Origin of the sequence: Citrobacter sp. EC_71 (genome assembly GCF_019584005.1) — a bacterium.
GTDB lineage: Bacteria > Pseudomonadota > Gammaproteobacteria > Enterobacterales > Enterobacteriaceae > Citrobacter > Citrobacter werkmanii.
The window spans coordinates 1-18,084 of sequence record NZ_VDAY01000022.1 but is presented as its reverse complement, the minus strand read 5'-3'; the positions used below and the strand labels follow the sequence as shown (position 1 = coordinate 18,084).

The 18,084-nt window shown below is 51.5% G+C and carries 17 protein-coding genes, 1 other RNA gene and 1 pseudogene; 7 read left to right on the top strand and 12 right to left on the bottom strand.

Annotated elements, in window-relative coordinates:
* Nucleotides 1–33 precede the first annotated feature (33 nt).
* From FHD02_RS19695 to FHD02_RS19660, 8 genes are all read right to left on the bottom strand, one after another.
* Nucleotides 34–1,038, bottom strand: a complete 1,005-nt coding sequence (locus FHD02_RS19695; protein ID WP_137370856.1) for a L,D-transpeptidase family protein — start codon at nucleotides 1,036–1,038, stop codon at nucleotides 34–36.
* A 122-nt stretch (nucleotides 1,039–1,160) separates the two neighbouring features.
* The gene (gene sufE, locus FHD02_RS19690) at nucleotides 1,161–1,577 is read right to left on the bottom strand and encodes a cysteine desulfuration protein SufE (protein WP_042308753.1); all 417 of its coding nucleotides are present in this window, start codon (nucleotides 1,575–1,577) and stop codon (nucleotides 1,161–1,163) included.
* A 12-nt stretch (nucleotides 1,578–1,589) separates the two neighbouring features.
* Nucleotides 1,590–2,810 carry a cysteine desulfurase SufS gene (gene sufS / locus FHD02_RS19685; protein WP_220394219.1) on the bottom strand — a complete coding sequence of 407 codons (1,221 nt, stop codon included), beginning with the start codon at nucleotides 2,808–2,810 and terminating at the stop codon, nucleotides 1,590–1,592.
* A complete protein-coding gene (sufD, locus tag FHD02_RS19680; RefSeq protein ID WP_220394218.1) occupies nucleotides 2,807–4,078 on the bottom strand; it encodes a Fe-S cluster assembly protein SufD in 1,272 nt (423 codons plus the stop codon). The genes sufS and sufD overlap by 4 nt, the downstream gene beginning before the upstream one ends.
* Entirely contained in the window at nucleotides 4,053–4,799 is a 747-nt protein-coding gene (sufC, locus tag FHD02_RS19675; protein WP_038640264.1) for a Fe-S cluster assembly ATPase SufC, read from the bottom strand. The genes sufD and sufC overlap by 26 nt, the downstream gene beginning before the upstream one ends.
* Nucleotides 4,800–4,815: 16 nt before the next feature.
* Complete coding sequence (gene sufB, locus FHD02_RS19670; protein WP_038640262.1) at nucleotides 4,816–6,303, bottom strand: Fe-S cluster assembly protein SufB; 1,488 nt, start codon at nucleotides 6,301–6,303, stop codon at nucleotides 4,816–4,818.
* 8 nt (nucleotides 6,304–6,311) lie between these two features.
* Entirely contained in the window at nucleotides 6,312–6,680 is a 369-nt protein-coding gene (sufA, locus tag FHD02_RS19665; protein ID WP_061381440.1) for a Fe-S cluster assembly scaffold SufA, read from the bottom strand.
* A gap of 489 nt (nucleotides 6,681–7,169) precedes the next feature.
* Nucleotides 7,170–8,045 (bottom strand): LysR family transcriptional regulator, encoded by an 876-nt coding sequence (locus tag FHD02_RS19660; RefSeq protein WP_220394217.1) that lies wholly within the window; start codon nucleotides 8,043–8,045, stop codon nucleotides 7,170–7,172.
* Between the two features lie 122 nt (nucleotides 8,046–8,167).
* On the opposite strand from FHD02_RS19660, the gene FHD02_RS19655 reads away from it, so the two are divergent.
* Nucleotides 8,168–9,019, top strand: a complete 852-nt coding sequence (locus FHD02_RS19655) for a Vmh family MBL fold metallo-hydrolase (protein ID WP_137370830.1) — start codon at nucleotides 8,168–8,170, stop codon at nucleotides 9,017–9,019.
* A gap of 67 nt (nucleotides 9,020–9,086) precedes the next feature.
* Here FHD02_RS19655 and FHD02_RS19650 read toward each other — a convergent pair whose 3' ends face one another.
* The 3 genes from FHD02_RS19650 to FHD02_RS19640 all read right to left on the bottom strand — a co-directional run bounded on the left by FHD02_RS19650 (nucleotide 9,087) and on the right by FHD02_RS19640 (nucleotide 12,816).
* Nucleotides 9,087–9,275: a YdiH family protein gene (locus FHD02_RS19650; protein WP_029139522.1), complete on the bottom strand. Its 189-nt coding sequence runs from the start codon at nucleotides 9,273–9,275 to the stop codon at nucleotides 9,087–9,089.
* A 77-nt stretch (nucleotides 9,276–9,352) separates the two neighbouring features.
* On the bottom strand, nucleotides 9,353–9,763 hold the full coding sequence (menI, locus tag FHD02_RS19645) for a 1,4-dihydroxy-2-naphthoyl-CoA hydrolase (RefSeq protein WP_042308766.1): 411 nt from the start codon (nucleotides 9,761–9,763) through the stop codon (nucleotides 9,353–9,355).
* Nucleotides 9,760–12,816, bottom strand: a complete 3,057-nt coding sequence (locus FHD02_RS19640; RefSeq protein WP_137360048.1) for an FAD-binding and (Fe-S)-binding domain-containing protein — start codon at nucleotides 12,814–12,816, stop codon at nucleotides 9,760–9,762. The genes menI and FHD02_RS19640 overlap by 4 nt, the downstream gene beginning before the upstream one ends.
* A 213-nt stretch (nucleotides 12,817–13,029) precedes the next feature.
* Between FHD02_RS19640 and ydiK the strand changes: the two genes are divergently transcribed.
* From ydiK to FHD02_RS19610, 6 genes and pseudogenes are all read left to right on the top strand, one after another.
* Nucleotides 13,030–14,130, top strand: coding sequence for an AI-2E family transporter YdiK (ydiK, locus tag FHD02_RS19635; RefSeq protein ID WP_137370828.1), 1,101 nt, complete (start codon nucleotides 13,030–13,032; stop codon nucleotides 14,128–14,130).
* Between the two features lie 184 nt (nucleotides 14,131–14,314).
* Nucleotides 14,315–14,422: antisense sRNA RprA (gene rprA, locus FHD02_RS19630), an RNA gene on the top strand.
* A 158-nt stretch (nucleotides 14,423–14,580) separates the two neighbouring features.
* Entirely contained in the window at nucleotides 14,581–14,937 is a 357-nt protein-coding gene (locus tag FHD02_RS19625) for a YdiL family protein (protein WP_137360047.1), read from the top strand.
* A gap of 47 nt (nucleotides 14,938–14,984) precedes the next feature.
* Nucleotides 14,985–16,205, top strand: coding sequence for an MFS transporter (locus FHD02_RS19620; protein ID WP_079224421.1), 1,221 nt, complete (start codon nucleotides 14,985–14,987; stop codon nucleotides 16,203–16,205).
* A 238-nt stretch (nucleotides 16,206–16,443) separates the two neighbouring features.
* Nucleotides 16,444–17,679, top strand: coding sequence for an MFS transporter (locus FHD02_RS19615; RefSeq protein WP_079224424.1), 1,236 nt, complete (start codon nucleotides 16,444–16,446; stop codon nucleotides 17,677–17,679).
* Nucleotides 17,680–17,700: 21 nt separating this feature from the next.
* Nucleotides 17,701–17,973, top strand: a pseudogene (locus FHD02_RS19610) (quinate/shikimate dehydrogenase); the annotation flags it as partial.
* Nucleotides 17,974–17,994: 21 nt separating this feature from the next.
* Here FHD02_RS19610 and FHD02_RS24480 read toward each other — a convergent pair.
* Nucleotides 17,995–18,084, bottom strand: a 90-nt coding sequence (locus FHD02_RS24480) for a hypothetical protein (RefSeq protein WP_039391442.1), incomplete at its 5' end; no start/stop codon positions are given.

The following is an 18,084-nucleotide window of genomic DNA, read 5'->3' as shown; positions in this document are numbered from 1 at the left end:
CCATTTTTTTTGCTCTGAATTTCTCGTTCCCTGTTATTGCGTAGCGCGTACCTCTGCATTCTCTCCCGGCACACCATTCTGCGCAGACTTCACGTCACTCCCGCTGGTAACAACCGATGCTTGCCCGGCCGTCACAGTGACCGGATAACCCGCGCGACGATACAACGCGCGTTCCACCAGGCTGCTATCAACGGCTTTATTGTCTTTGAACTGAGTAAAACCGGCTGGGAGCACATACGGCATGGTCTGAACGTTTTGTTCCTCTTCCGGCGACAGTGGGCGATGCACCTCGACATACCGCATGCCGTTCGGCTCAATCGAATATTTGATCGGCTCATTAATCACCCTGACCGGCGTTCCTGTTCGAACCTGAGCAAACAATGCCTTGATGTCCGGCGCGTTCATGCGAATACATCCCGAGCTCACTCGCAGGCCGACGCTGTCCGGCGCGCTGGTGCCATGGATCAGGTATTCACCGTTTCCATGCGCCAGACGCAATGCAAAGCGTCCTAACGGGTTATTTGGCCCGGCTGGCACAACCGGAGGCAATGTGATGCCGCGCTCCAGAGAACGTTTACGGATGCCTGCTGTAGGGGTCCAGGTTGGATTCGGTATTTTTTGCCCTACCCGGGTTTCCATTACCGGAGTTTCCAGTCCCTGCAAACCGATACCAATCGGGAATACCTGAACGATATTCTCTCCCGGCGGGTAATAATACAGACGTAGCTCCGCCAGATTCACAATAATGCCTTCGCGCGGCGCATCGGGCAGCAGTAGCTGCGAGGGAATAGTAATCAGCGTTCCGGGTTTGGGAACAGGGGCAATAGTATTATTCGCTTCGAGGATCAGCATTGCGGCGGTATCAAACTTACGGGCAATCGCCTGTAGGTTTTTATCGCCTTCCTGCACGGTGTAAGTTTGATTTTGCCCAACAAGACGGCTGTTCGCCTGGGGCAACGGATAATCGACCGCCCATGCGGCCTGAATAGCGCTGTAAGCGCCGATTAGCATTAGGGTAATAACAGACGCGCGTTTCATACTCACTCACCCCCCTGGCGTTCCTGCCGGACGGCGGCGAGCGCCAGATCCGGCTTACGAGTCACAGCGTTGCCTTACACGACATTTTCAAGTCGGTCTGAACGTTGACGTGTTTTATCAGTTTAGCTAAGAGTTGCGGCTTTGGCGCGGATAGCCCGAATCATTGCCTCCAGCCCCTGTGAACGAGATGGTGTGAGATGCTGTGCGAGCGCCATTTTTTCAAACCACGGACGCACATCAAAATTCACAATATCCTGGGCCGTCATACGGTCATACAGAATGAAGACCACGGCGATAAGCCCTTTCACAATTGCCGCATCGCTGTCGCCCTGTAGTTCAATAATCCCTTCAGCATTCTGACGCATTACGATCCATACCTGACTTTGACATCCCTGAATGCTATTTTCGGGGCAGTGTTCATCGGCGTTTAATTCCGGCAAACGCTGACCCAGTTCAATGATGTACAGGTATTTCTCTTCCCAATTAGCGCAACGCAGAAAATTACGCAACAACTTTTCTTTATCCGGTAGCGCAGCCATAACGCCTCCCTGTTATCCCAGTAAGTGATGAATACGCTTGAGACCTGTCACCAGGCGATCCACTTCTTCATGGGTGTTGTACATGGCAATCGACGCCCGACACATGGCGGGAACGTTATAGTAGGCCATCAGTGGCATAGCGCAGTGATGCCCCGTCCGCACGGCGATCCCATAGTTATCGAGAAAACTCCCGACGTCATAGGCGTGATGTTTGCCGAGGTTAAAGGCAATCACCCCCAGGCGGTTATCCGGTCCGTAAAGCGTCAAATCCGGCACATCCGCCAGCTGTTCCAACGCATAGCGCATCATGAACTGTTCATATTCGCTGATTTCAGTAAGCCCCAGCGCTGAAACATACTCAATAGCGGCACCAAGCCCGATAATTCCCCCGGTGTTAGGTGTTCCGGCTTCAAAACGCCACGGCGCTTTGGCCCACGTGGCTCCCTGGCTCAGGCTCACGGTCGCAATCATCGAACCGCCGCCTTCCCATGGCGGCATTTCCTGCAGCAGCGACTCTCTGGCATACAGAACGCCAATACCGGTTGGCCCGTAGAGCTTGTGTCCGGAGAAAACATAAAAGTCGCAATCCAGCGCCTGGACATCCACTTGATGATGCATAACCGCCTGTGCGCCATCCACCAGCACTTTTGCGCCGTATTGATGCGCCAGCGCAATCATCTCACCCAGCGGGTTTTCGGTACCCAGTACGTTTGAAACGTGGGTAATTGCCAGCAGTTGCGTACGCTCATCGAACAGCGCAGGCAACACTTCCAGTTGCAACGTGCCATCGGCATTGAGCGGAATGACCCGCAGTTCTGCGCCCACGCGGGCGCACAGCATTTGCCAGGGAACAATATTGGCATGGTGCTCCATTTCGCTGATGATGATGTTATCGCCAGCCCTGACATTACTGTTGCCCCAACTGTTCGCCACCAGGTTAATGCCTTCCGTGGTACCGCGAACGAACACCAGTTCTTCAGCCGAGCGGGCGTTAATAAACAGCGAGGCGAGCTTGCGCACATTCTCCATTTTTTCCGTGGCCTGCGCGCTTAGCGTATGAATACCACGGTGAACCGCCGCATAGCCGTGACGATAAAACTCGGCTTCGGCATCAATCACCTGATTAGGTTTTTGCGCGCTGGCTGCGCTGTCCAGATAAGCCAGCGGTAAACCGTTCACTTCACGCGTCAGGACCGGAAAATCAGCCCGCACTTTTTCAATGGGAAATGTCATGCTACGCCTCCCGGCAAGCGGTGAGCGATCCGCGCCAGTACCAGTTGTTTCAACGTTTCGTCGCGCAGGGCTTCCGTTAGCTCAGCGGCAAACGCATAGAGAATCATCTGTTGAGCATCCTGCTGACCGATCCCGCGCGAACGCAGGTAGAACATTTGTTCGTCGTCAATCCGCCCTACCGTCGCCCCGTGACTGCATTTCACGTCATCGGCGTAAATTTCAAGCTGTGGTTTGGTGTCCACTTCCGCCAGTTTACCGAGCAGTAAATTATTGTTGGTCATCTGACCGTCGGTTTTAATAGCGTGTTGAGCGACGTTGATCAGGCCATTGAACACCGCCCGCCCCTTATCGCTGACAATCGTTTTATGCAACTGGCGGCTGTTGCAATAACCTTTGTTGTGCGCAAGCCAGGTTCGGGTATCGCAGACTTCATTTTTCACCGGCATCGCCAGGCTGTTAAGGCGCAGCGTAGTATTTTCGCCATTAAGCTGGGTACTGGTGTTATGGCGTAACACTGCATCACCCAGCAAGAAACTTTGGCTGACCGCCGAGGCATCTGCACTTAACTGAATATCATTATGGGCAAAGTGGTGGCTGAGCGGATTCTCAAACGCCAGTTTAATGTGGTGCAAATGCGCATTCGCCGCGACGTTCATCGTTAAGCGCGCACCGGTAAAATGACGAAGCTCGCTGAGACTGACATAATGCTCAATAACGGTGGCTTCTGCGCCTTCCGCCAGATCCAGATGGTGGCGATAGTGCGCCGTATTTACCTCATCGCCCGTCAGTCCCTGGGTAATGTGCAGCAACAGCAGCGGTTTCGCTGGTCGCTGGTTACGCTTGACCAAAATGTGCGTTACGCTGCGGGACAAACTTTCGGTCAGGTGCAGGAATACTTCCGGCTGGATAGCCGCAGGCAACATCTGACGCTCATCATTAACGGTAATATCAAAGCCGCTACCTTCCACGCTGTCGCTGAGTGTTGGACAAAATTGCCCGTCGACAAACACCAACCGTACCGCATCAATCGCCGGGGCTAACGCGTCACACTGGGCTGGCGTTATTGCGGAGATATTGCTAACGAACCGGCTGTTGGTTAATCCCTCCAGGGGCGTGTATTTCCAGTCCTCATGCTTACGCGTTGGCAGCCCCAGACGTAGCATCTGGTGCAGATGCTGTTGCGCATAGTGCGAACGGGTTTCCCCTTGGGTCTCAAACAGATGGTGCCACTGTTGCAGCACGTTACTGCTGTTCGCTAAGCCAGCCATATCCTTGCTCCTCCAGTTGTTTGACCAGCGTGAAATCGCCAGACTTCACAATTCGCCCCTGGTAGAGAACGTGAACATAATCGGGTTTGATATAGTCCAGGATGCGCTGATAGTGAGTGACGATAATGAATGAACGTTTCCCGTCGCGCAGCGAGTTCACGCCATCGGCGACGATTTTCAGCGCATCAATATCCAGCCCGGAGTCTGATTCATCAAGTATGCACAGCTGAGGCTCCAGCACCGCCATTTGCAGAATGTCATTCCGCTTTTTCTCGCCGCCGGAGAACCCGACGTTTACCGAGCGCGTCAGTAAGTCTTCCGGCATTTTCAGCAGCGCGATTTTTTCTTCCATCAGATCCTGGAAGTCGAACCTGTCCAGCGACTCCTCCCCACGGTAACTGCGCACCGCATTCAGCGCCGTTTGCAGGAAAAACTGATTACTGACGCCGGGAATTTCTACCGGATACTGAAATGCCATAAAGATCCCTTCACCGGCTCGGTCTTCCGGCGACAGTTCCAGTAAATCCTTACCGTTAAATTCAACCGTCCCGCCAGTAACTTCGTAGTCTTCACGTCCGGCGAGCGTGGCGGACAGCGTACTTTTCCCGGAACCGTTCGGCCCCATAATGGCGTGGACTTCTCCGGGACGAATCTCAAGGCTGAGCCCACGCAGAATCGCCTTATCTTCAACACTGACCTGTAAATCTTTAATGCTTAACATGTGCTTTCCTTAAATTTTAACCGACGCTGTGTTCAAGACTTATGGCGAGAAGTTTTTGCGCTTCCACCGCAAATTCCAGCGGCAGTTCAGAGAACACGTCTTTACAGAAACCGTTGACGATCATCGAAATGGCATCCTCTTCGCTGATGCCGCGTTGCAGACAGTAAAACAGCTGGTCTTCACCGATGCGTGACGTCGTGGCTTCGTGCTCAAGCTGGGCGCTGTTGTTTCGACACTCGACATACGGGAAGGTATGCGCCCCGCAGTCCGCCCCGATCAACATGGAGTCGCATTGGGTATAGTTACGGGCGTTGGTGGCGGTCGGCATGATTTTTACCAGGCCGCGATAGCTGTTCTGACTCTGACCGGCGGAGATCCCTTTCGAGATGATGGTCGATTTGGTGTTCTTGCCAATGTGGATCATCTTGGTGCCGGTATCGGCCTGCTGGTGTCCGCTGGTCAGCGCGACGGAGTAGAATTCGCCGATGGAGTTATCGCCGCGCAGGATGCAGCTTGGGTATTTCCAGGTAATGGCCGAGCCGGTTTCCGACTGCGTCCATGACATTTTGCTGTTTTCGCCTTCGCACAGCGCACGCTTGGTGACGAAGTTCAAAATGCCACCGGTATTACCATCACCGGGGAACCAGTTTTGCACCGTCGAGTATTTCACTTCAGCATCTTTGTGGATGATGACTTCCACTACCGCCGCATGCAGCTGGTAGCTGTCCCGTACCGGAGCCGAACAACCTTCGATATAACTGACGTAGCTGCCTTCATCCGCAATCAGAATGGTACGTTCAAACTGCCCGGTCTTTTCGGCATTAATCCGGAAGTAGGTCGAGAGTTCCATGGGACAACGCACGCCTTTCGGCACATAAATAAAGGTGCCATCAGATGCCACTGCGGCATTTAGCGCGGCGAAGAAATTATCATTACCCGGAACGACGGTTCCCAGATACTGTTTCACCAGCTCGGGATGGTCATGAATCGCCTCACCGAATGAACAGAAAATAATGCCCTGCTCTGCCAGCTTGTCGCGATAGGTTGTCGCCACCGACACCGAGTCGAAAATAGCATCTACCGCCACCTCTTTTCCTTCACGAACCGGTACCCCTAGCTGTGCAAAGGCGTCTTCTACCTCTTTGCTTAAAAAGGCATTCGCCCCTGTTTGCTGAACAGCCCCTGGTTCAGAAGCGCAGGTTTCATCACAATTGCCGCAGGACGGCGCAGAGTAATAGCTGTAATCCTGATAATTCAGCTTGTCGTAGTGCGCTTTGAGCCAGTGCGGCTCTTCCATGGTGAGCCAAGCGTTAAAGGCATTCAGGCGAAACTCCAGCATCCAGTCGGGTTCATTACGTTTTGCCGAAATCGCGCGCACAACATCTTCATTGATCCCTTTTGCCAGCTCATCGGTTTGCAGTTGGGTGAAAAAGCCCTCTTTATAATTGAGGTGCCCGCCAGCCCAGGTGTTGACATCATCAGTTGCTTCAGTATTACGAGACATAGTACCGCCTATACCCCAAAACTTTCGCCACAGCCGCATTCGTTCTGGGCTTTCGGGTTATGAAATTTAAATAACTGATTTAATCCTTCGCGAACAAAATCGACTTCCGTCCCGTCGATAAACGGCATCGCCTGTAACGGCACATAAAGTCTGGCACCATCCGATTCAAACAGCAGATCGTCTTTTTCCGGCTCACGGACGGTGTCCAGCACGTAGCCGAATCCCGCGCATCCGGTTTGTTTCACACCTAAACGCACGCCCAACATGTCGGGTTGTTTTGCCACCAGTTCACGGATGTGCGCCGCAGCTGCCGGTGTTAACGTCAAACCACGCCATGCGAAATCGTCCGGGTTAAATGTTCCTGAATGCAATTCCATAGGGTTACCTCGAGTCATTAGCTTTCAAGCTATAACACCATGTTAGTGATAATGATTATCACTTCAACCCCTCAACAGCAGGGGCATTCGGGTTAATCGCCCTTTTTGGCTACTTTTAATAAGCATAGACCCTGCAGCGCGGGTTATCAGAGATGGATTATTTTGTTCAATGCTTTGATTAATAATGGATTATGAAAATCCAATCGTTCAGGCAGGTCAAACATCAAAAGATGTATAGATAATGTCTATTTAAGGAATAGGTCTGAGTTTCGACAGAGATGAAAACGGTTCAAAAAGCGTGCAAATAACAAAAAACCCTTAAGTCTGCTTGCTGGCAGGCTTAAGGGTTCCGGCCCCATCCGGCGCTTATCTCCGGCACTCGCAATGGCTTAGCTCTTGAAGGGGCATAAGAATAATCTCACTCCCGGATAAGTTTTGTTTAACACAAATTGCGGTTTGATTATTTTTTGAGCGCAGTCAAGGACATAATTAGCGCGTTGTTTCACTAATTGCGTCTAACAACAAGCGTAACCCCGCAGGCTGATGCTCACGAGAAAGATACAACCCGTATATTGGCAGGCGTTTAGGCTGTAGCTCTGGCAGTAACCGAACTAACTTTCCCTGCGCCAGCCCTTCTCGCGCTTCCGGCTCCGGTACCAGCGCAATCCCCATACCCGCCAGCGCCGATTCACAGAGCAGCGAAGAGATCCCGGCGCTCAAATTCCCTTTGATCGCAACAGAAACCGTCTGCCCTTGTGCATCGAGAAAGTGCCAGGATTTTCCGGCAAAGCCGCTGTAATAGAGGCAGTTATGCTGAGTAAGATCGTCGAGAGTTTCAGGAGTGCCATGTTGGTGCAGATAATCGACAGACGCACACAGCACGGATTCACAGTCCCCCAATCGACGGGCGATGGTCCCTGGCTCGGGGTTATCCGTAATGCGGATCGCCACATCGATGCGTTCCCCAACAAGACTTACCGGCTGATTATTGATCTCAACTTCAATACGCAACTGCGGATACCGCGCCATAAACGTCGGCAGAACCGGAGCAAGAATATGCATCGCGGTATAATGCGCGCACGCGACACGTAGCGTACCGGAAGGTATTTGCGCGGCACTGGCGGCAGCAATATCCAGTGACAGTTGCGCCAAAGAACGCGTTTTCACTAACGCCTCTTCTCCCGCTGGCGTGATCGTCAGGCGACGCGACGACCGGTGGATAAGCCTTGCCCCCGCCCATTTTTCCATTTCGTCGAGGTAACGACTAACCATCGGTCTGGAAATCCCCAGCGCACGCGCGGCGGCGCTTAAGCTACCCAAATCACAGATATGGTTAAATACCGTTGCCGCCATCACCCTGTCCATAGCACCCCATCCGATCGTTTTAAGAAACTCAGCATACCCTGATACAGGAATTCTAACAGATGCAAATTTCCTTAAAATACGTGAACTATCAAAAGACAATTTCCTGCATAAGGTTACCTGGTATGAAAGTTAAAACTCTGGCCCTGCTGTTACCTTTGTTCTCCTCTTCTGTCTTCGCCGCTCCGTTACAACTGGACGTCTATAACCCGCAGGATAAGGCTATTTTCCCGGTCTCCTCGACGCTGGTTTCGGGACCGAAAGAGGCGATTTTGTTTGACGCGCAGTTCAGCACCAAAGATGGCGAACAACTGGTACAGATGATTCACGCCAGCGGTAAAACGCTTAAAGCCATCGTAATCACCTCCGGCGACCCGGATTTCTACTTTGGTCTGCAGCCCATCGTCAGCGCCTTCCCGCAGGTAAAAGTGCTGGCAACACCGCATGTGGTAGAGCACATCCGCGCCACGAAAGAGGCCAAACTGCAGTTCTGGGGGCCGCAAATGAAGGACGGCGCGCCAACCTCACTCACCGTGCCGCAAGCCACCACACAAACGCATTTCACAGTTGATGGCGAAACGCTGGAGCTACGCCATTCCAACGATTATGCGGCGTATGTCTGGATCCCTGCGAACCGCGCAATCATTGGTGGTACCGGCGTGGCTTCGGGTATTCATGTCTGGACGGCGGATACGCAGTCTGCTGAACAGCGTTCCGCGTGGCGCAATGTGTTAAGCGAGATGCAGAACTTACAGCCTGCTCAGGTGGTCCCGGGGCATTACATTGGCGAACGCCCGACAGACGATAAAGCGATTCGCTTCACCCGGGACTATTTGCAGTCATTTGAGCAGGCGTTAAGCGCGAATAAAGGATCAGCTTACGTGATTAAAACCATGACGGCGGCATGGCCAGGTCTGGCGGATGCCAGCTCTCTGGAGCTAAGTGCGAAGGTTAATACCGGTGAGATGAAGTGGTAAACAAGATTTAACGCTAAAAATAACCCCGAACGCGTGTCGGGGTTTCATTACGATAAGCATACCGGAATCAATGAACGCCCATGCGCCAGGCAAAATAGATCTCTTCTTTCAGTTCAGTTGAAGAGAGCGTCAATAAATCCGCAAACTCCAGCTCAAGTTGTTTCAATCTTTTCAGGTACTGAGCTGGTGAAAGATCGGTTTTATCACGACGTAAAAACTCTATTGCCAGTTGGGCCGGGTCTAATTGGGTAGACATATCATCCTCGCTTGTGTTCAAAACCTGCACAGTATAACACCATTCGCTGTGCAGATAATGACCAAAAGCAATATGCATCACAAAATTGCGGTCGTCAGACGCGATGTGCAGCACAACCGCCCTTGCTCATCGAAGATTTCGATTTGCCATACCTGATGGCGAGAGCCGGTATGGATCGCGCTACACACGCCTCTGACACGCCCTTCCCGCGCAGAGCGAACATGGTTGGCATTAACCTCAAGTCCCACCACCTTTTGCTCCCCCTGGGTGCACAGGTAGCCGGCCACCGAACCGATGCTTTCCGCCAACACCACCGACGCACCGCCATGTAGTAAACCAAAAGGTTGTTTGGTGCGATGGTCCACCGGCATAGTGGCTTCCAGGGTATCGTCGCCAATATGTTCAAAGCGAATGTCGAGCAACCCCACCATATTTCCTTCACCCATGGCATTTAGCGCCTCAAGAGTGACTTCACGTTTCCAGATCATCCTATAATCTCCAGCAGTGCCTGTAATGGATGGCGAACGCCCGTGCCTTCAACGCGTTTAACCTGGCTACGACAGGAATATCCGGTAGCCAGACACCGATTTCGCGGCAGTCGTTGCAACGCCTGGTGCCATGATAGCTCATAGATCCCCAGCGAGTTCTGGTGATTTTTCACTTCATGCCCATAAGTGCCAGCCATGCCGCAGCACCCCACGCTGACGTTCTCCAGCCTGGCGCCAAAACGGGCAAAAATAGCCGCCCACTGCGCAGGCGCGCCCGGCAGGGCCGTCACTTCGGTACAATGTCCAAAGAAATACCACGCCTCACCGGCAACAGCGACTGGCTGCTGTGACGCCACAACGGTTGATAACCATTCGTTAACCAGCAATACATGGAAATCCCCCCGCTGTTCTCCGAGCGCCAACTTGTATTCATCGCGATAACAGAGCACCAGCGCCGGATCGACGCCCACCATCGGAATGTTCAGCTTCGCTACCCGGTTGAGAAACTCGGATGTCTTTTTCGCTGTTTTGGCAAAACGGTTTAAAAAGCCTTTAATGTGCTGCGCTTTGCCATTTGGCGAGAACGGCAGCAGTACCGGCTGTAAGCCCAGTTTTTCTACCAGACGGATAAAATCAGCCACCACCTGCGCATCGTAATAGCTGGTGAACGGATCCTGTACCACCAGCACCGTGCGGGCTTTTTGCTCAGGGCTGAGTAATTCGAGCTGCTCCAGCGTCATGTTGGCAGAACGATGACCAACCAACTGACGTTGCAGCGACGGCGCAGACAACAACGGTAAATCCACCATACCGATGTGCTTTTTAGCCAGATTACGCACCAGCGGCTGATTGATGAAAAAGTTAAACGTTTTGGGGGCTCGCGCCATGAGCGGCGCATAGCTCTCGACGGTCGCCACCATATGATCGCGCAACGGTCGCAGATAACGCGTGTGATACAGTTGCAGGAAGCGCGAGCGGAACTCCGGTACATCAATTTTAATGGGGCACTGCGTAGAACAGGCTTTACACGCCAGACAGCCAGACATCGCCTCTTTAACTTCATGCGAGAAATCGTATTCGCCTTTGCGGGCATGCCAACTATTGCGGGTGCGGGCAATCAGCGCGCGTAAACTGGCGCGTTTTTCCGGTAGCTCTTTTTCCAGCTGAACTGGGTCAATTCCGCGATCGGCCAACAAACGCAGCCATTCACGTACCAGCGTGGCACGGCCTTTCGGCGAGTGGATACGGTTGAGGCTGATTTTCATCGACGGGCACATGGGGCTTTTCGCATCAAAGTTAAAGCATAACCCGTTGCCGTTACACTCCATTGCCCCGCGCCACTCTTGCCGCACCGCCAGTGGGATCTGTCGGTCGTAAGTCCCGCGCTTGACGGCATCCACTTTCATCATCGGCGCGTCAACGTCTTCCGGTGGACAAATTTTCCCCGGGTTCAGTCGGTTTTGCGGATCAAATACCGACTTCACTTTGCGCAATTCGCGATACAGTTCCTCTCCGAAGAACGCCGGACTGTATTCTGCACGAAAACCTTTCCCGTGCTCGCCCCACAGCAGACCGCCATATTTTGCCGTCAGCGCGACAACATCGTCAGAAATGCGTTTCATCAGCACTTCCTGCTGCGGGTCGCACATATCCAGCGCCGGCCTGACGTGCAGCACCCCGGCATCCACGTGACCAAACATGCCATAACTCAGACCGTGGCTGTCGAGCAGCGCACGAAACTCGGCAATATAGTCCGCCAGATGCTCCGGCGGAACGCAGGTATCTTCGGCGAACGGAATCGGCTTCGCGGCACCTTTCGCATTCCCCAGCAAACCAACGGCTTTTTTACGCATGGCGTAAATACGCTCCACGCCCGCGAGTTCAGTACACAGTTGCCAACCAATGACACCGGCTTCCTGACGGGCAATTAACCCATCCAGACGTTCACACAGCGCACTAACCTGAGCATCGATCAATGCTTCATCGTCACCCGCAAATTCGACGATATTCAGGCCCAACATTTCTTTATCCGGCACATCGGTAATCAATTCACTTACCGAATGCCAGACGATATCTTCTCGCGCCAGATTAAGCACTTTGGAGTCAACGGTTTCAACCGACAGTGCGCGCGCCTCCACCATGACCGGGGCGTTACGCAATGCTGAATCAAACGAATCATACTTGACGTTGACCAACTGCCTGACTTTGGGCAACGGCGTGATATCCAGGCGGGCTTCGGTAATAAACGCCAGCGTACCTTCAGAGCCGGTAAGAATGCGGGTTAAATCAAACTCGGTCATCTCGTCGTTGAAGACGTGCCGAAGATCGTAACCGGTTAAGAAGCGATTAAGTTTGGGGAATTTATCAAGAATAAGCTGCCGGTTATCGCGACACCGCTCATACACCGTCTTATAGATGCGGCCAATAGTGGTATTGCTCTTGCCCAGCGTTTGGGCGAGTTCGACCGGCATTGGCTGAGTATCAAGAATATCGCCGCCCATCAGCACCGCGCGGATACCCAGCACGTGATCGGAGGTTTTACCGTAAACCAACGAACCTTGTCCGGATGCGTCGGTATTGATCATCCCGCCCAGCGTTGCCCGGTTACTGGTGGATAATTCCGGGGCAAAGAAATAGCCATAAGGCTTCAGAAACTGGTTGAGCTGATCTTTGATTACCCCAGCTTCGACCCGCACCCAACCTTCCTGGGGGTTGATTTCAATAATGCGACTCATATAGCGGGACATATCAACAATAATGCCCTGATTCAGCGCCTGACCGTTCGTGCCGGTTCCGCCGCCGCGCGGGGTAAAAATTAACGACGAAAAAAGAGGTTCAGCCGCCAGACGGGCGATCAGCGCCACATCTGCCGTTGAACGCGGGAAAACCACAGCATCAGGAAGCAGCTGATAGATACTGTTATCCGTCGACATTGTCAGCCGATCGGCATAGCTCGTTGCCGTATCGCCCGTGAATCCTTGCTGCTCCAGCGCCTGCAAAAAATTGAGCACCAGTTGAACGACACCTGGCGCCTGAGAAATTTGTGGAATCATTATAGTGACCCTTTCCTGCGGTCTGTGTTGTGAATTTAATCGTTTGCGTGTTGCTTTGCTTGTTGTATCACATTTTTTTCTAATACGCTCAGCAGATTTACAGGCAGAATCCGCCTGTTCAAAACCGCTGAAATTGCTCATCATTACAGGGTGTGATTTAAGTGTTCACGTCGCGTCAACGTTCTGACGCAAAGACAAAGGTGAAAAGTATTTATGGTAAATTTTCGTCAGCCCAGGGATATTGCACAAGTGCTGCTAACGGTGCTGTTTTTAGCCATCATGATTGTGGCCTGTCTCTGGATTGTGCAGCCCTTTATCCTTGGTTTTGCATGGGCGGGTACGGTGGTCATCGCAACCTGGCCTATCCTGTTACGCTTGCAAAAACTACTGTGGGGACGCCGTTCACTGGCGGTGCTGGTAATGACCCTGCTGTTGGTGCTGTTGTTCATCATTCCTATCGCGCTGCTGGTTAATAGCATTGTTGATGGCAGCGGACCGTTGATCCATGCCGTCACCGCTGGCGATATGGCGCTTCCGGATCTGGCGTGGTTGAACAGTATTCCGTTGGTGGGAGCCAAAATGTATGGCGCATGGCACAGCCTGCTGGATATGGGCGGCGCGGCCATTATGGCCAAAGTTCGGCCTTATATTGGCGCCACAACCACCTGGTTTGTCGGTCAGGCTGCGCATATTGGCCGCTTTATGATGCATTGTGGCCTGATGCTGCTGTTCAGCGCCCTGCTGTACTGGCGTGGTGAGCAGGTGGCGTTAGGGATCCGTCATTTCGCGTGTCGTCTGGCATCCAAACGCGGTGATGCCGCCATTCTGCTGGCGGCGCAGGCCATTCGTGCTGTTGCGTTAGGTGTTGTGGTTACGGCTCTGGTGCAGGCGGTCCTCGGCGGCATTGGTCTGGCGGTAACTGGCGTGCCGTATGCGACGCTGCTGGCAGTATTAATGATCCTCTCCTGCCTGGTACAACTGGGGCCGCTACCGGTGCTGGTCCCGGCCATTATCTGGCTGTACTGGACCGGGGATTCAACCTGGGGCACCGTACTGCTGGTGTGGAGCGGCGTGGTTGGAACGCTGGATAACGTCATTCGGCCAATGCTGATTCGTATGGGGGCCGATTTGCCGCTGATCCTTATCCTTTCCGGAGTCATCGGCGGATTAATCGCATTCGGCATGATTGGTCTGTTTATCGGCCCGGTAGTCCTGGCCGTGTCCTGGCGTCTGTTCTCAGCCTGGGTAAATGAAGCTCCTGCGCCGGGGAGCGATCCAGATGAACTCCTCGCCGAAATAGAAAGCAACAAGTAACCCAACGTCAGGCGGCATTGCCGCCTGATTGTTTAGCGGCGTTAATCTATTTCACCCTGATACTGAGTTAAACCGAACGGCACCCTCCCCGACGTACTCATTTATGTCGCAAATTCTTTACAGTTTTTAAACTATTGAGATGAATCTGATCGACGCGAAAAATCTGTATGCCTACTATTAGCTCAAGGCTGTAGATCAACACATTGATTTATAAGCATGGAATTCCCCTGAGTGAAACAACGAATTGCTGTGTGTAGTCTTTGCCCATCTCCCACGATGGGCTTTTTTTTGTCCTTCACTCGCCTCTCCACTCGGCTGGTTGTAAAACTCAGCACCTCTTCCCCGCTATCCAACAAATAATATTGCACAAAATACTGTGACTCTCTTCAAGCCGAAATATCCACAGCGATGTTATTACTATTCCACCGTCTTTTATGAGGTGATCAAATAATGAACGCATTGGAACTGCAGGCTATCCGCCATATTTTTGCTATGACGGTGGAGGAAAGCGCTATGTATATCTCGCGTGATAATAATGTTGCCGTATGGCAACAATGGGAAAATGGCGAAAAGAAAATCCCGGAGGACATCGCACACATTTGTGAAGAAATGAAAGCCAGGCGGAAGGTAAGAATTAATGCAGTTATCGACAAAATAAACAATCGTATCGGTAATAATACCATGCGTTTTTTTCCTGATCTGAACTCATTTCAGGCGGTTTATCATCACAACGATTTCCTCGACTGGAAAATCTATCAATCGGCTGCTGTTGAACTCTATGCTCACGACCTTGAGCGTTTGTGTTAAGTGTTACAACGCCATACCGATTTAGCCTATTCGCTGAGTAACATATTATGAAAAACACCTATTTCTCCACTGCGATAGGGCTGTACTTTAATTACCTGGTCCACGGCATGGGGGTCATCCTGATAAGCCTCAATATGTCTTCACTGGAACACCAGTGGCAAACCAATGCCGCGGGTGTCTCGATTGTTATTTCCTCACTGGGCATCGGTCGTTTAAGTGTCTTATTAATGGCAGGCATGCTCTCCGATCGCTATGGCCGCCGACCGTTTATTATTTTCGGCATGATCTGCTACCTGATTTTCTTTGTTGGCATCATCAATACTCATAGCATTTTTATCGCCTATGCTTTTGGCTTTCTGGCGGGAATGGCCAATAGTTTTCTCGATGCCGGAACCTATCCCAGCCTGATGGAGGCGTTTCCCCGCTCACCCAGTACAGCCAATATATTAATAAAAGCCTTCGTCTCCAGCGGCCAGTTTCTGCTTCCCATGATTATCAGTTTGTTGGTGTGGGCCGAGCTTTGGTTTGGCTGGTCCTTTCTGCTGGCGGCAGCCATTATGATACTCAACGGCGTGTTTTTGTTTCGCTGTCGTTTCCCGACGCATCCAGGGCGTCAAACCTCCACCAGGGCATTACCTGCTCAACGGGAAATCCACCAATCTGAACATCGTTGCTCGATTCTCGATCTTGCCAGTTACACCCTGTATGGCTACATCGCCATGGCGACATTTTATCTGGTAAGCCAGTGGCTGGCGCAGTACGGACAGTTTGTCGCTGGCATGTCCTATACGTTATCTATCAAATTGTTAAGCATTTACACCTGCGGCTCTTTGTTGTGTGTATTGATTACTGCGCCACTGGCGCGCAAAGCGGAACGCGCGACATCGTTGTTGATGCTGTACACATTTATTTCATTTATTGCGCTGCTGATAGTTTGCCTGCATCCGACACCCTACGTGGTTATCGCGTTTGCGTTTGTCATTGGGTTTTCTTCAGCCGGAGGCGTGGTGCAAATCGGTTTAACGCTGATGGCGGCACGCTTTCCACATGCGAAGGGTAAAGCGACCGGCATTTACTACAGCGCAGGCAGCATTGCGACTTTCACCATTCCGCTGATTACAGCCAGGATCTCAGAGACCAGCATTGCTCATATCATGTGGTTTGATACTGGTATAGCCGCTGTCGGTTTTCTGTTGGCACTGTTTATTGGTTATCGCAGCCGCAGCGCCTTAAAGCATCAACTAAAAATGGCGACGGTCGCAAAATAATGGGGATGCAATATTGTTCCTCTCCTCTGCAACATAATTGACTGCACTATTAAAATATCAGCAAAAATTCATCAGGAAGAATTAAATTCACAGTTTACGATGCAAAATACCTGGTAAGTTAAACGCCATGCTATGTAGGTTCTATGACTACTGAACGGTATATTAATCACAAGGTCGCCGAAATTTAAAAATATCGACAAGTACGGAACAATTTTAAAATCCGCAAGGAGTTGTGAAAATGTCTCAAAATAAGACCTTTAACACGCCATTTCTTCTGGCGATAACCTGTATTTATTTAAGTTATTTCCTACACGGCATTAGCGTCATTACGCTGGCGCAAAATATGACGTCTCTCGCAGAAAAATTCTCCACAGACAATGCCGGGATTGCCTATTTAATTTCTGGCATTGGTCTGGGACGACTGGTGAGCATTTTATTCTTTGGGGTGCTCTCAGATAAGTTTGGTCGCAAGGCGATTATCCTGCTAGGCGCTATTCTGTATATGCTGTTCTTCTTCGGCATTCCCGCTAGTCCTAATCTGATGATTGCCTTTATTCTGGCAGTTTGCGTTGGTGTGGCTAACTCGGCGCTGGATACCGGCGGCTATCCGGCGTTAATGGAATGCTTCCCCAAAGCATCAGGATCGGCGGTTATCCTGGTTAAAGCGATGGTCTCGTTCGGACAGATGATCTACCCCATTGTCGTCAGCACCATGCTGCTCAACCATATCTGGTACGGCTATGCGGTCGTTATTCCAGGCGTACTGTTCGTCGTTATCACCCTGATGCTGTTAAAAAGCCGCTTTCCCAGCCAGATGGTGGATGCCGGTATCGCCAAAGAGCTGCCACAGATGCACAGCAAACCATTGGTTTGGCTGGAAGGTGTCGCTTCGGTGATGTTTGGTGTCGCGGCGTTTTCAACCTTTTACGTCATCGTGGTCTGGATGCCGAAATACGCAATGGCATTTGCCGGCATGGCGGAAGCCGACGCCCTGAAAACCATCTCTTACTACAGTATGGGTTCGTTGGTCTGCGTATTTATTTTTGCCGCCCTGCTGAAGAAAATGGTTCGACCGATATGGGCAAATGTGTTTAACGCCGGGCTGGCAACCATCACCGCAGCGGTCATCTATTTATATCCCTCTCCGCTGGTGTGTAACGCCGGTTCATTTCTGATTGGGTTCTCTGCCGCTGGCGGTATTTTACAGCTTGGCGTCTCAGTGATGTCAGAGTTTTTCCCCAGGAGTAAAGCCAAAGTCACCAGCGTTTATATGATGATGGGTGGCGTAGCCAATTTTATTATCCCACTAATCACCGGATACCTTTCTAACATTGGCCTGCAGTACATCATTTTGCTGGACTTTGCATTTGCTCTGCTGGCCTTCATCACCGCCATCATCGTCTTTATTCGTTACTACCGCGTATTTGCTATCCCCAAAAATGATGTGCGGTTGGGCGAGCGTTATTTTCAATAAATTGTTTAGAAGGAGTATCAAATGGACGTAACTGCTAAATATGAACTGATTGGTTTAATGGCCTACCCTATCAGACATAGTCTGTCACCAGAAATGCAAAACAAGGCATTAGAAAAAGCGGGACTACCTTTTACCTACATGGCATTTGAAGTCGATAACTCAACGTTTGCTAACGCGATTGCCGGCTTAAAAGCCTTAAAAATGCGCGGCACCGGGGTTTCAATGCCCAACAAGCAACTGGCCTGTGAATATGTTGATGAATTGACCCCTGCAGCCAAACTGGTCGGCGCGATTAAATAGCTGCGCCTAATACCGCTACACTTTTGCCTGGCCATGTTTTCCTCCGGGGAATGGGCTGGCGGTTTCCATAAAATGGCGGACCTTTTTCAGTAACTGCCACATTGA

Bases quoted from the DNA above. Each gene is read 5' to 3' on its own strand.
- FHD02_RS19695 (WP_137370856.1), bottom strand. From the start codon at position 1,038: ATGAAACGCGCGTCTGTTATTACCCTAATGCTAATCGGCGCTTACAGC.
- sufE (WP_042308753.1), bottom strand. From the start codon at position 1,577: ATGGCTGCGCTACCGGATAAAGAAAAGTTGTTGCGTAATTTTCTGCGT.
- sufS (WP_220394219.1), bottom strand. From the start codon at position 2,810: ATGACATTTCCCATTGAAAAAGTGCGGGCTGATTTTCCGGTCCTGACG.
- sufD (WP_220394218.1), bottom strand. From the start codon at position 4,078: ATGGCTGGCTTAGCGAACAGCAGTAACGTGCTGCAACAGTGGCACCAT.
- sufC (WP_038640264.1), bottom strand. From the start codon at position 4,799: ATGTTAAGCATTAAAGATTTACAGGTCAGTGTTGAAGATAAGGCGATT.
- sufB (WP_038640262.1), bottom strand. From the start codon at position 6,303: ATGTCTCGTAATACTGAAGCAACTGATGATGTCAACACCTGGGCTGGC.
- sufA (WP_061381440.1), bottom strand. From the start codon at position 6,680: ATGGAATTGCATTCAGGAACATTTAACCCGGACGATTTCGCATGGCGT.
- FHD02_RS19660 (WP_220394217.1), bottom strand. From the start codon at position 8,045: ATGGACAGGGTGATGGCGGCAACGGTATTTAACCATATCTGTGATTTG.
- FHD02_RS19655 (WP_137370830.1), top strand. From the start codon at position 8,168: ATGAAAGTTAAAACTCTGGCCCTGCTGTTACCTTTGTTCTCCTCTTCT.
- FHD02_RS19650 (WP_029139522.1), bottom strand. From the start codon at position 9,275: ATGTCTACCCAATTAGACCCGGCCCAACTGGCAATAGAGTTTTTACGT.
- menI (WP_042308766.1), bottom strand. From the start codon at position 9,763: ATGATCTGGAAACGTGAAGTCACTCTTGAGGCGCTAAATGCCATGGGT.
- FHD02_RS19640 (WP_137360048.1), bottom strand. From the start codon at position 12,816: ATGATTCCACAAATTTCTCAGGCGCCAGGTGTCGTTCAACTGGTGCTC.
- ydiK (WP_137370828.1), top strand. From the start codon at position 13,030: ATGGTAAATTTTCGTCAGCCCAGGGATATTGCACAAGTGCTGCTAACG.
- FHD02_RS19625 (WP_137360047.1), top strand. From the start codon at position 14,581: ATGAACGCATTGGAACTGCAGGCTATCCGCCATATTTTTGCTATGACG.
- FHD02_RS19620 (WP_079224421.1), top strand. From the start codon at position 14,985: ATGAAAAACACCTATTTCTCCACTGCGATAGGGCTGTACTTTAATTAC.
- FHD02_RS19615 (WP_079224424.1), top strand. From the start codon at position 16,444: ATGTCTCAAAATAAGACCTTTAACACGCCATTTCTTCTGGCGATAACC.